We start from the raw sequence: 11,033 nt of genomic DNA, 5'->3' as shown, positions 1-11,033 counted from the left end.
GAGCAAGGCCGGCCCGGTCTGGACGGGCGAGGTGCGGTTCAACGAGCAATGGCTTGACCAGCCCCTGCGCTGGAAGCGGCCGCGGCGCATCTTCGTCGCCGCTCATGGCGACCTGTTTCATGAGGCCGTGCCGGACGAAGTGCTCGACGAGGTTTTCGCCATCATGGCGCTTTGCCCGCAGCACACATTCCAGGTGCTGACCAAGCGCAGCAAAAGGATGCGGGAATATCTGAGAGACCCCAATACGCCGTTCAGGGTCGCCGATATGGCGACGGTTGTTGGCCGTCATCTACCAGATGGACACCCAGGATGGCAGCGAGGCAATTGGCGGGCATCGCCAATAATCGGCTGCACTCAACCCGCAAATTGGCCTCTGACGAACGTCTGGATTGGCGTCTCCGTCGAGGACCAGACCCGCGCCGACGAGCGCATTCCCGACCTGCTCGCCACCCCGACCGCCATCCGCTTTGTCAGCGCCGAGCCGCTTCTCGGGCCGGTGGATTTTTTGGCGTTCCAGGAGGGAATCCCCGGGAATGAGTGGCTGACATGGCTTGATGGCATCGACTGGATAATCGTCGGCGGCGAAAGCGGCCCCGACGCACGGCCGATGCATCCGGATTGGGCGCGATCCATCCGCGACCAATGCGCCGCCGCCGGCACCGCTTTCTTCTTCAAACAATGGGGCGAATGGGCGCCGCAAGTGGGCGCCGTCGATGGCTGGAACATCGACGACAACCCGGAAATAAGCCGCTTTGACCACAGGGATTGGGAAGGCGGCCATTGGGGTGAACCTTATCGGCCTATGTGGTGCGACGAAGTCGATGACGACACAGTCTCCCGCATCGGCAAATCCCGCGCCGGCCGTCTTCTCGACGGCGTCGAGCACAACGCCATGCCGGAGGTGGCCCGGTGAACCGTTGCACAAACCTCATAAAGCGAGCGTTCATCGGCCTTGGCCGCGCCATATACGACGCCTTCCCTGTCTGCCTATGCGTCCTTGGCGGCGTCTTCTTCGGCATCTCCTTCCACGTTCCGGAAAATCATGATTCTGGAATGCTAGGCATGGCCCTTCTCGGCTTGGTTTGCTGTTCGACGGCGCTTTCTCTCGCCAGCGAGCGCGCGCGGGCGCGCGGATTTCTGGACGGGGCCGAAGCCCTCTTTCACCTGATAAACCGCGAATTCGCAAAGGACGACGGCCAATGACCGCCGCCCTTCCCGTGACGATCGATGCCGCCGCCACCCTTTGCCACCGGCGCAAGGTTGCCGACCGCCGCGTCAGGCTGGAGCTGCTGGTCGAGGATTACACGGTCGACGCGCAGGCCGCCTATGACGTCGGCGATCCGGGCCTCGGCAAGGCGCTCGAGCGCAACGCCGGCCGCATCCGCGCGAAAGCAAAATCGCTCAGCCGCCGCAACGACGGCCGCTGACGCACGCCGCCCCATCGGCATTTCCCCCTCGTTTCAGGAGGTCAATGCAATGTCTGATTTGCTCAAGATCGAGACCCCCGCCGGCGACCTGCGCAAGGTTCTGTCGCTGCTGTCGCGCATCCGGCTTCACAGGTCGAAAATCCCTGTTCTCGGCTGCGCGCTTGTCGAGGCGAAGGACAACGCGGTCACCCTGACCGTGACGGACCTTGGCGCCTGGCTGACGCTCAGCCTGCCGGCGCGCGTCCACGCGCCCGGCCGCGCGCTGCTGCCGTTCAACCTTGCCCGCATGCTTGTCGCCAATCACGCCGCCGGCACGCCCATCACCATCGAGCAGGCGGCCGGCGGCACCGAGCTGACGGTGAGCGACCCGGACGGCCGCACGACGCTGATCACACCACCGGTCAGTGACTTTCCCGAAGATAACCTTTCCACCAGGCCCGTGATCGGCACCTTGACGCTTGCCGACGAGGCAGCCTTTCGCGACAGGTTGAAACGGGCGCTGCGTGTCGTTTCGACCGAAGAGACGCGCTATTACCTCAACGGCGTCTGCCTGGACGTTGCCGAAGGCGCCGACAAGGTCAAGCTCGTATCGACCGACGGTCACCGGCTGATCGCCATCGATGCGGGGGCCGAATGGAGCCCGGCGGCGCAGGGTGAGATGGACCCGCCCGACCAGCTTTGCATCCTGCCGCGCATGATCGTCCCCGCATTGACGGCCATGCCCTTCGCCGGGCCGATCCTGCTGCGCGAGGGGGAGAATTTCGAAGTGCCGCTCGTCGGCGGCCGCATCATCACCAGCACGATCGATGGCAAGTTTCCGGACTGGCGCCGCGTCGTGCCGAAGTTCGGCGAACGGCAGCCGGACATGATCAGCTTCGACCGGGCCGAACTTCTGTCGGCGATGCGGCGTATCCCGTGGGGCCATAGATCGACGCGGATCGACATCGCTGTCGGCAAGGGCAAGGCGGTTCTTAGCTACAACAGCCGGCATGACCTCAGCGGCTTCCGGGTATTGTCCGTCGAGTCGTCCACAAAAACACCCGAGTGGTTTCACGCCTTTGACCGACAGTACCTCACGGAGGCCTGCCTCGCCTGTCGGGGCGATCTGCTGACTATCGAATGCACGGCCGGCGAAGAAGGCGGTCCGGTTCGCATCGTCTCTGACAGTGGTGTGGACTTCGTGCTCATGCCGATGCGCGGCGAACGCGACGAAGCCGTCGCCCTGCTGCGCTCCCTCACTGCCGAACAGCCCCGCGCCGCCGCCTGATCGCCGAAAGGATACTCCCCATGCACGGGCAAAACACGCCAGCCAGCGAGCATCTGCGCTCTTTCCGCGACCGGATCGTCCGCCTCGAGGAAGAGAAAAAGACCATCGCCGACGACATCAAGGACGTCTACGCCGAAGCCAAGTCGATGGGCTTTGACCGGAAGGCGCTACGTGTCGTCGTAAGGGAATCGATGGAAACGGCAACCGAACGAGAAGCGCGCGAGGAAACGGAAGCCGTAGCCGATATCTACCGCGCCAATCTCGGCATGCTGGGAGGCACTCCGCTCGGCAATGCAGCGCGCAAGCGCATAACCGAGGACAGCCCGCCGGACGACGACGATACCGAGCAGTCCGATATCGAGCAGGGCGGCGAAATGCCCCAGGAAACGATCGACGAGGCCCGCGAGAAAGGCCGGGAAGCCGCCCGCGAAGGCCGCAAGGTCATTGAAAACCCCTATGTCGCCGACGATCCGCGCCGCGCCGCATGGGACGAAGGCTGGTGCGCCGAAAACGGGTCGGACGGTATGGGGATCCCCGAAGCCTGGCGCCGCAAATCCAAAAAGCCAAAGAAGACACCCGGCGACGAAGGGGACGAAGGATGAACGCTCACGCCCGCAAACCTTCCACCCTTGCCGCGACAGAACGGCTTCGCAGGCTACTCGGCAACCAGGCCGAAGTGTTGTCGCCGGGCGAGGCGGACGAGCCGATCCTTGGCGTCAGTGTCCGTTCAGCGATTTACGAATGGCTGGTGGAGATCAACACGGCCGAGGAACTCAAGGCAGCGCGGCTGACGCCACGCACTTCCGCCCTGCTGTCCGGCCCTCCGGGATGCGGCAAGACGACCCTTGCCCATCACCTGGCCGCGCGCCTTGGTATCCCGATGGTCAATGTCGGCAGTGAGATGCTGTACGAGGCATTTCTCGGTGCCAGCGAAAGAAACGCGGCCGCCCTGTTCAATGCGCTGGCCACATCAGAAGACCGGTGCGTTGTCTTTCTGGACGAGATCGATGCAATCGGCGGCAAGAGGCAGGAGGACAGCGGCGGCGGTGCACAGAATGGGCGCAACTCGATGCTCACCGTGCTGCTGCGCAAGATCGAGACATTCAACGGGATCCTGATCGCCGCAACCAATCGCCCCGAAAGCCTGGACCCGGCTCTCTGGCGCAGATTCGGCATGCAGATATCCGTCGACCTGCCCGATGACGACGCCCGCTTCGCGATCCTCAAGCGCTACGGCATGCCCTACTCGTTCGATGAGGATCTGCTCAGCGAGTTGTCGGACCTTACTGAAGGCGCAGCACCTTCGCTCCTTCGCCAACTCATGGAAAGCGTCAAGCGGCAGCTCGTCGTCGGCCCACGGATCCGACGCGAAACCAGGTCAGCGGCCGAGGCCTTCGCCCTGGCGATTTCCCAGAACGAACCACACCCCGACTACGACAAGCCTGTCCTTTGGCGAAACCCGCAGTTGGTTGAAAACCTTTCCCAAGACCAATGGCCCCCGAAGATGGAGACGCGCGCATGAACGCCCCCGTCAAAAACCCAGTCGCCGCGGCCCGTCTACCCGTCTGGAAACAGATGGCATCCGGCCGCATGGTCGACCTGGCGAACCTCAAGCCCGAGGAAGTCTATTTCCCCGACCTGGTCGAGGCCCTTTGCAAGATCGCCAGGTTCGACGGCGCCACGCCGAACGTGCTCTATACCGTCGCCCAGCATTGCTGCCTGGCTTATGACGCCGCCTCCGAAGAGCGGGTAAAACCTTTCGCCCTGCTGCATGATTTTCACGAGGCCTATATCGGCGACATCACCACGCCGGCGGCAAGGCTGCTGCAGGCGATGCATATCCACCCTGGCGAAATCGTGGGGCTGATCGTACGGGTAAAAGCCCATCTCGACACGGCGATCTTTGCCGCCGCCGGCATCCCGCCTTTTATCGACGTCGCCGCCTATCAGGACGTCGCCCGCCAGGTGCGGGCGATAGACGACGCGCTGCTCGCCACCGAACGGCGCGACCTTCTGGCGCCGGCGCAGGGCGCGGGCTGGCCGGAGCCGATGCCCATGCCCCTGCCGACCCGCATCAGGCCATGGGGACAGGACGTCGCCCGCGAAGAGCTGCTCAAGCGCCTTAGCCTGATCGGCATCAACGGCAGGGGGTGAGCGGTGGCCACACTTGCTTACGATATGGATGAGAACGCGCCAATGACACTTGAAGAGGCGTGCCGGCTGGTGTTTCGTGGCACGATCAAGCCGGCTACTCTTCGGGCTGAAGCCGCGCGAGGCAGGCTTGTGATCGAAAGGATCGGCCGGCGTCAATTTGTGACGCTTCGCGCGATCGAGGAAATGAGATCATTATGCCGCGAAAGCCAAAAGGCCCCCGCCTCTACCTTATCCCCGACGAACGCGTCTGGATCATCCGGGACGGATCAGTCAAGCGTCGCACTGGCTGCAGCGAGGGCGACCGTGCAAGCGCTGAAAAGGCCCTCGCCGACTACATCGTCTCAAAGCACAGCGTCTCGCGCAAAAACAACAGGGCGCCGGCAGAGATCCTGATCGCCGACGTCCTGAACCTCTACGCCGCCGAGGTCGCGCCCAAGCACGCAAGACCGCATGAAACGGCCGCGCGGATCGAATTCCTGCTCGACTTTTTCGCGGAAAAGACACTCGCCGAAATTAACGGCGCCTTATGCCGGGCTTATGCCGACCATCGGCCATCACTCAGTGCGTCTCGCCGCGAGCTGGAAGATCTCCGCGCGGCGATCAATCACCATCGACGCGAAGGCTATTGCTCGGAAATCGTGTCAATCGCCTTGCCCGAGAAAAGCCTGCCAAGGGAACGATGGCTGACACGTTCGGAAGTCGCAAGGATGATTTGGGCCGCATGGCGCTATCGGGAAATTCAGAATCTTCGAGCCACCGATCGCTACACTCGCCGACACATCGCGCGGTTTATTCTGGTCGCGCTCTATAGCGGCACTCGATCGGCCGCCGTTTGCTCTGCCGCACTGCGGCCAACAACCGGTCACCCGTGGATAGATCTTGAGCGCGGCGTCTTTTATCGCCGACCGGAAAAGACGCGGGAAACAAAAAAGCGCCAGCCGCCCGTTCCGTTGCCGTCACGGCTGCTTGCCCACTTGCGGCGGTGGGCAAGGAAGAACGGCCAGACCTTCGTTGTTGAATGGAATGGCGCACCCGTCACGTCAATCAGCAAAGCCTTCCGGGCCGTCGTCACTGACGCCAAAGTCGGCGACGACGTGACGCCGCACACCCTTCGCCACACCGCTGCTACCTGGCTAATGCAGTCCGGCACCGATCTTTGGGAAGCGTCCGGCTATCTGGGAATGACACCCGATACGCTGAAGAGCGTTTACGGCCATCATCATCCGCAGCACCTTCGCGGGGCGTCCGAGGGGATAACACGCCGGCCCGGACAGAAACCGGACAGAAACAACGGAACGAAAGAGGAAGATCCTAGGGATTCCGATAGCAAAATCATCGATCTTTCAGCGAAAATCATAGGGCTTTAGTCGTTCGGGACGAGGGGGTCGCAGGTTCGAATCCTGCCACTCCGACCAATAAAAACAAAGGCTTACCCGTCATTCAATCTCCCAAATATGGCGCCGCGCACCAGTTCCGCACCAATTCGCCTATTGCATTGAGTTTCCCGCCGCTCACAACCATTGCTTAGTCGCACGCTCCGCATTTTTGACATGTAATCTTCTTGGTCACGAACGAGTGAACAATGGACCGAGAAGAACGCCTGAGAAGGGCGCTCCGCGACCATATCGACGCGACGGGAACAAGCGCCTCGGCCTGGTGCCGCAGGGCCGGCCTGTCTTCGGATTGGCTTGCGGCGTTTCTGCGCAACAACTCCCATGACATCGGATCGACACGCCTGATCGCTCTTGCCGACGCCGCCGGCGTTTCGATCGATACCCTGCTCAACCGGGATGCCTATGACCGCATGTCGGCTATCGCCGCGGCGGCTCCTGTTCTTGAGCACCGCGGCGTGACGGCGACGCTTGGCGAGATCGCGAGAGAGACGCAAATCCCGATCCGGGATCTGATCGGCCAATTCGAGAACAGGGATAACCTGCTGGTCGAGGCGTGGCTGCATCTGGTCCGGGAAAGCGCCATCCCGGCGATGAGGGCCGTCAACGGCGAGTGCCTGACCTCCAGGATGGATGCCTATGCCGGAACGGTCATCGGCTGGATGATGCCTCGCTTGCCGTTCTACATCGCCTTTCGTGCGGCCATAACGAAGGGCACGCATGCACAAAGGGAAAGCTACAGGCAGGTTCAGCAGGTCATCGCGGATGCGATCACCGACAGGGTTTTGCGCCCGTCACGCGAGCTTCTGCCACTGGACGAGGAAACGCTGAGACGCACCGCGTTGGTGATCTATCGAGAGCTGGCATCCGTCTTGGTGAGCTGCGGGCTTGACGAAGATGAGGAGTTCCTTGTGCAGGACTTTCTCAAATCCGCGCGCGCGATCCTGAGCGGCAAGACCCTTCGACCGTGAATAAATTCCGTTATGCTATCGTGATTTTGAATATATTCGCCGCAATCTCATTTGCTGAAAAATCATACAAGAGCGAGGCTCCCCGGGTCGTAATAAGTACCTAAGGGGGTGTGATGGCCAGAGCGGATATCGCTTCGGTGCTGGCAAACTTCGTTGAATTCGTCAGCGCCGGCGGCTCGATCTATATCGTCACACAGTGCACGCCCGAAACCATCGACAGGCTCGCCGTATTGGGCATCGAAACGGAAGATCTCGAACCGGACGCCGATTTCGAGCACAGCGAGTCCTGAACGCCAGAAACCCGCCCCGGCGCGGACCGGGGCGGGCTTGTTTTCGCGGCAATCGCTTAGGATTTTTTCGCTTGACGACCGCATTCTTATGTCCTAAATATAGGACATAGACGGAAGGGGATCGGCCCCGCCGCTCAAGGGTAAGGAGACCCGGAGATGACCACGAACGAAGCCATCCTGACCATCAAGGCCAATGTCGAAGCCGACGGCCGCACGATCGAGGAGTTTGTGACCGAATGGTGCAACGCCTCCGAAGTCGAGGTCAGCGAGGACGGCAATATCTGGATTGCCAATCCTCAGCGCGGCCACTGGCTGAGTGAAGATCTCAAGGCGGAATTCGTCGCCTGGTGTGAGGCACTTTGATGAGCAGCAAGTTGATCCGCGACGTTGGCGAGGCCCTTTACGGGCCTCGCTGGCAGTCAGACATGGCCCGCGACCTGGATGTTTCGGACCGGCACATTCGCCGGCTGGCGGCCGGAGCATCCGACCTGACGCCCGGCATGGCGATGGATCTCKGGCGTTTGGCCGAGGAGCGCGCCGCCGCGCTCGACGATGTGATCGAGCGTCTCAAGGTTGTCGCCCGGCCAAGCCACTTACCTACGTCCGAGGCCGATTGACGCCTCAACGACTCTCGGGCGCACTGTCGAGACTGCAAAATTTCCCCGGTCGCTCTGGCCTGCCAAAGTTGAGGGAAAACCTGAACTTTACCTCATACTCAAAGCCACTATGCGCATCTGTACAAAATTTGTTAACTTGATTGATGCGGGATAGAGGTCTAGATACCCGGTCCCGCAATGAGGGAGAGGATCATGAAGGCGACAGACACGGTGATACGAGTCGTCATTTTTCGTGAAGGCGACCACTATATCGCCCAAGGGCTCGAAGTCGATCTATGCGCGCAAGGCCGCGATCTCGAAGAAGCCGAGAAGCGGTTCGGAGTCGTATTGCGCGCGGAATTGCGCGAAGCCAAGCAGCGCGGCGCGAGCATTTTCGATATCGGGCCGGCGCCGGCGGTCTTTCACGCGCTTTATGACAACAGCTCGATTTCGCGATCAGAGGCTTTGGTAGCTTAGGGTTTTCATGACCAAATCCGTTACCCTTGGCCAATATATGGCATGGGTGAGGGACAGCGGCGGCTATTGCACAAATGGAATTCAGGCCGACCATGAAATTGGCATGGTGCCGGTCATCAAGCTTGTTGCGGATAGCGGGCGTTATGTCATTCACCCATCGGACAACCAGTCCGAGATCCTCGAGCCTTCGTTAATCGAATACTACGACCGCCGATTGGGGCTCGTGTCGCCGTTTAAAACGACGCCACGAGCCTAGATGCGCATTCCGACACCCACCGCACAGCAAGAATCAAAGCGGAGCCTGTCATCGCGGGGGGATGTGAAGATGGACGGCGGTATTCCGGTGCGGCCTTCCCTCTTCCCGGCATGACGAGCAGCCATAGACGCCACGCATCCCGTCCTTGCCGGCAAAGCGATACGTTGATCCGAGCTTCGCGATCGCGACATCGATGTCGACGTATCTGCCCCGCCCGCACGCCGTGTTGAGACAGTGCACCGCCAGCCTGTACCCGTGGCGCTTTATGTCGCCAAGGGTCTCCAGTCGCGTTTCGCCTTCGCCCTGTTTCGCATCGTCCATTCGAATGATTTGGACGATCCGGGCCGGCGGATCAAGCCGGCCACTTGCCAAGCAGGACGTGAACGATCTCACGCCAATAGCCGGTCACGACGGCACCGAGCATGGATCCGGCGATGCCTGCCATTCCCAGCGCCCCGAGCCCCCGTTGTTTCCAGCGCGACACCTCGTCCACGACAGGCGAGATATCGTCATTGATCCTGACGTTTATGCCGCTGACCTTGGTTTCGAGCGCCACCGTTCGCTCCGTCAACTCGTTCAGACGCCGGTGGACGATTGCGCGGGACTCCGCCGATTTGTGATCCGACCGGGCAAAGTCCTCGCGCAGCCCCTTTACTTCTGCGATGAGCCCGCCGACATCGCGGTGGAGCTGCGAGAGATCCGAATTCGTCATTACGCCCCCAATTTTATTCATGGCGCCACGGCCGCCGCCTGCTGATGTTTCCGGCATTCCGCCCTGGTCCAGACCGCCGCACCGCACAGGCCGGCCGCCGTGGCGTCAATCGCCTCCTGGTCCGCCGGGGTCGCTCCCCGCGCGCCGATCAGGGACGTCCCGACGATCGCCCTTGCCGAGCGCGCCAGCGTCGGCCGGGCCGCATCGGCCGGCGGCGAAGTCCCACACCCCGCCGCCATCAACGCAAAGGCGGCGGAGAAAACGAGCCTTGTCGGCAGCGGTGGCAAGGTCATGGATTGCCCTTTCTGTTGCCTGCCGGGCTTCGGCTGTCGCCGCCGCGTGACCACGGTCATAGGCCCGGTTGTTGATGGTGAGGATGACGGCTGCCGCGACGGCGAGCAGCAGGATGAAGCGGCCGGCTTCCGTCGCCAGAAGCCAGCGGCCGAGCGCGAGGAGGCCGGTCATTCGCCGGCCGGCCGATCGTTCGGGACGAACCAGACGCCAAAGGCCGCAAGGCCGCTGACAATGAGGTCCACCAGCAGAGTTTCAGCCCCCATCAGGTCGACGCCGAAGCGGCGATAGAGGATCATCACCACAAGCCCGACGATCGCGGCGATCAGCTTGCGGTATTCGGCGAGGCGGTTCATCGGGTCTTCCTTTCGAAAAGCGCTGCGATGATCTTGACGAGGGCAGCAAAAAGCCCGCTCGCGGCGGGCTGTTGCGGCTTCGGCTCGGGTTTCGGGATATCCGGCGGCGGCGGAACCGCCACCACCTTGCGCGGCTCGTAGGCGGCCCTTTGCAACGCCTCGAAATACCGGCGATGAAGGGCCGCGACGGTCATGTCTTTGCCGTCCTTGCCGTTGACGATGCGGCGCGGGTTCGACTTTTCCGGTTCTTCCAGCGCGGCAGGGAAGTGGTAATCGGCAAGCCGCTTGCCTGTGAACAGGCCATCGACCATGCCGACGATGGCGATTTGCGCGGAAACCACCGGATCGAGCGCCAGATTGCGGTTGCCGACCAGGTCGACGCCGAGGCGCCTGCCAAGCCGGGCATAGTTGTCGCGGTGCGTGATCTGGATCAGCCCACGGCCGAACCATCCGTCGCGCCAATATGGCGTCCGCACCCAGGGCAACTGACCCTTGGCGAAGGCCGCGTCGAGCCGGGATTCAACCGTGATATCGTGGGGATTGGCGTCCTTGTGATAGGCCTGCACGGTCTCCTTGATCGGAACCATGCGGCCGCCGGTCTCGTGGTGGATCTGCGCCAGGCTGTTGGCGATCCAGTGGGCCGGCGCGTCCGGGTAGAGATCGCGCCACTGGTCGAGAATGACGTTGATCCCGTCGACCTCGGATTGCGTCAGGTGTCCGCCGAAAAGCGACTTGCGGATGGCCTCAAAAAAACCGGTGCGGTTCATGGGGGCTCCTAAAACGAGAAAGAGCCGCCGAATGGCAGCCCTTTTGTCATGCGTGATTGCTTGTGATCCGGCGGTCAG

16 protein-coding genes and 1 pseudogene are annotated in these 11,033 nt (G+C 62.1%); 13 read left to right on the top strand and 4 right to left on the bottom strand.

Annotated elements, in window-relative coordinates:
• The 13 genes and pseudogenes from H2509_RS20710 to H2509_RS20650 form a co-directional block, all read left to right on the top strand.
• The coding region (locus H2509_RS20710; protein WP_182166149.1) for a phage Gp37/Gp68 family protein at positions 1-913 on the top strand (913 nt) is incomplete at its 5' end.
• Positions 914-1,199: 286 nt separating this feature from the next.
• The gene (locus H2509_RS20705) at positions 1,200-1,427 is read left to right on the top strand and encodes a hypothetical protein (protein ID WP_182166151.1); all 228 of its coding nucleotides are present in this window, start codon (positions 1,200-1,202) and stop codon (positions 1,425-1,427) included.
• A gap of 49 nt (positions 1,428-1,476) precedes the next feature.
• Complete coding sequence (locus tag H2509_RS20700; protein WP_182168374.1) at positions 1,477-2,694, top strand: DNA polymerase III subunit beta; 1,218 nt, start codon at positions 1,477-1,479, stop codon at positions 2,692-2,694.
• Between the two features lie 20 nt (positions 2,695-2,714).
• Positions 2,715-2,993, top strand: a pseudogene (locus H2509_RS21035) (DUF2312 domain-containing protein); the annotation flags it as partial.
• Positions 2,994-3,373: 380 nt separating this feature from the next.
• A complete protein-coding gene (locus tag H2509_RS20690; protein ID WP_182168372.1) occupies positions 3,374-4,216 on the top strand; it encodes an ATP-binding protein in 843 nt (280 codons plus the stop codon).
• Entirely contained in the window at positions 4,213-4,848 is a 636-nt protein-coding gene (locus H2509_RS20685; protein WP_182168371.1) for a hypothetical protein, read from the top strand. The genes H2509_RS20690 and H2509_RS20685 overlap by 4 nt, the downstream gene beginning before the upstream one ends.
• A gap of 194 nt (positions 4,849-5,042) precedes the next feature.
• The gene (locus H2509_RS20680; RefSeq protein WP_182168370.1) at positions 5,043-6,215 is read left to right on the top strand and encodes a site-specific integrase; all 1,173 of its coding nucleotides are present in this window, start codon (positions 5,043-5,045) and stop codon (positions 6,213-6,215) included.
• Positions 6,216-6,430: 215 nt separating this feature from the next.
• Complete coding sequence (locus H2509_RS20675) at positions 6,431-7,210, top strand: hypothetical protein (RefSeq protein ID WP_182168369.1); 780 nt, start codon at positions 6,431-6,433, stop codon at positions 7,208-7,210.
• 113 nt (positions 7,211-7,323) lie between these two features.
• The gene (locus H2509_RS20670) at positions 7,324-7,500 is read left to right on the top strand and encodes a hypothetical protein (protein ID WP_182168368.1); all 177 of its coding nucleotides are present in this window, start codon (positions 7,324-7,326) and stop codon (positions 7,498-7,500) included.
• Positions 7,501-7,656: 156 nt separating this feature from the next.
• A complete protein-coding gene (locus tag H2509_RS20665; RefSeq protein ID WP_182168367.1) occupies positions 7,657-7,863 on the top strand; it encodes a hypothetical protein in 207 nt (68 codons plus the stop codon).
• Positions 7,863-8,117, top strand: a complete 255-nt coding sequence (locus tag H2509_RS20660; RefSeq protein ID WP_182168366.1) for a hypothetical protein — start codon at positions 7,863-7,865, stop codon at positions 8,115-8,117. Before H2509_RS20665 ends, H2509_RS20660 begins: the two co-directional genes overlap by 1 nt.
• A 192-nt stretch (positions 8,118-8,309) precedes the next feature.
• Positions 8,310-8,573 (top strand): hypothetical protein, encoded by a 264-nt coding sequence (locus H2509_RS20655; RefSeq protein ID WP_182168365.1) that lies wholly within the window; start codon positions 8,310-8,312, stop codon positions 8,571-8,573.
• Positions 8,574-8,580: 7 nt separating this feature from the next.
• Positions 8,581-8,829: a hypothetical protein gene (locus tag H2509_RS20650; RefSeq protein ID WP_182168364.1), complete on the top strand. Its 249-nt coding sequence runs from the start codon at positions 8,581-8,583 to the stop codon at positions 8,827-8,829.
• A gap of 352 nt (positions 8,830-9,181) precedes the next feature.
• Here the strand turns inward: H2509_RS20650 and H2509_RS20645 are convergent, their stop codons facing one another.
• The 4 genes from H2509_RS20645 to H2509_RS20630 form a co-directional block, all read right to left on the bottom strand.
• Positions 9,182-9,541 (bottom strand): DUF1515 family protein, encoded by a 360-nt coding sequence (locus H2509_RS20645; RefSeq protein ID WP_235975154.1) that lies wholly within the window; start codon positions 9,539-9,541, stop codon positions 9,182-9,184.
• A gap of 17 nt (positions 9,542-9,558) precedes the next feature.
• Complete coding sequence (locus tag H2509_RS21030; protein ID WP_235975153.1) at positions 9,559-9,834, bottom strand: hypothetical protein; 276 nt, start codon at positions 9,832-9,834, stop codon at positions 9,559-9,561.
• A 168-nt stretch (positions 9,835-10,002) separates the two neighbouring features.
• Positions 10,003-10,188 carry a hypothetical protein gene (locus H2509_RS20635; protein WP_182167952.1) on the bottom strand — a complete coding sequence of 62 codons (186 nt, stop codon included), beginning with the start codon at positions 10,186-10,188 and terminating at the stop codon, positions 10,003-10,005.
• The gene (locus H2509_RS20630) at positions 10,185-10,955 is read right to left on the bottom strand and encodes a glycoside hydrolase family 19 protein (protein WP_182167953.1); all 771 of its coding nucleotides are present in this window, start codon (positions 10,953-10,955) and stop codon (positions 10,185-10,187) included. The genes H2509_RS20635 and H2509_RS20630 overlap by 4 nt, the downstream gene beginning before the upstream one ends.
• Positions 10,956-11,033: the final 78 nt, after the last annotated feature.

The organism is Stappia albiluteola (genome assembly GCF_014050225.1).
In the GTDB taxonomy this organism is placed as follows: Bacteria; Pseudomonadota; Alphaproteobacteria; order Rhizobiales; family Stappiaceae; genus Hongsoonwoonella; species Hongsoonwoonella albiluteola.
The sequence above is the reverse complement of the archived record's forward strand: the minus strand, read 5'-3'. Positions and strand labels throughout refer to the sequence as shown.

Excerpts from the sequence above, each read along its gene's own strand:
- H2509_RS20635 (WP_182167952.1), bottom strand. The coding sequence starts at position 10,188 with ATGAACCGCCTCGCCGAATACCGCAAGCTGATCGCCGCGATCGTCGGG.
- H2509_RS20645 (WP_235975154.1), bottom strand. The coding sequence starts at position 9,541 with ATGACGAATTCGGATCTCTCGCAGCTCCACCGCGATGTCGGCGGGCTC.
- H2509_RS20630 (WP_182167953.1), bottom strand. The coding sequence starts at position 10,955 with ATGAACCGCACCGGTTTTTTTGAGGCCATCCGCAAGTCGCTTTTCGGC.
- H2509_RS21030 (WP_235975153.1), bottom strand. The coding sequence starts at position 9,834 with ATGACCTTGCCACCGCTGCCGACAAGGCTCGTTTTCTCCGCCGCCTTT.
- H2509_RS20700 (WP_182168374.1), top strand. The coding sequence starts at position 1,477 with ATGTCTGATTTGCTCAAGATCGAGACCCCCGCCGGCGACCTGCGCAAG.
- H2509_RS20655 (WP_182168365.1), top strand. The coding sequence starts at position 8,310 with ATGAAGGCGACAGACACGGTGATACGAGTCGTCATTTTTCGTGAAGGC.
- H2509_RS20685 (WP_182168371.1), top strand. The coding sequence starts at position 4,213 with ATGAACGCCCCCGTCAAAAACCCAGTCGCCGCGGCCCGTCTACCCGTC.
- H2509_RS20705 (WP_182166151.1), top strand. The coding sequence starts at position 1,200 with ATGACCGCCGCCCTTCCCGTGACGATCGATGCCGCCGCCACCCTTTGC.
- H2509_RS20675 (WP_182168369.1), top strand. The coding sequence starts at position 6,431 with ATGGACCGAGAAGAACGCCTGAGAAGGGCGCTCCGCGACCATATCGAC.
- H2509_RS20670 (WP_182168368.1), top strand. The coding sequence starts at position 7,324 with ATGGCCAGAGCGGATATCGCTTCGGTGCTGGCAAACTTCGTTGAATTC.
- H2509_RS20650 (WP_182168364.1), top strand. The coding sequence starts at position 8,581 with ATGACCAAATCCGTTACCCTTGGCCAATATATGGCATGGGTGAGGGAC.
- H2509_RS20680 (WP_182168370.1), top strand. The coding sequence starts at position 5,043 with ATGCCGCGAAAGCCAAAAGGCCCCCGCCTCTACCTTATCCCCGACGAA.
- H2509_RS20665 (WP_182168367.1), top strand. The coding sequence starts at position 7,657 with ATGACCACGAACGAAGCCATCCTGACCATCAAGGCCAATGTCGAAGCC.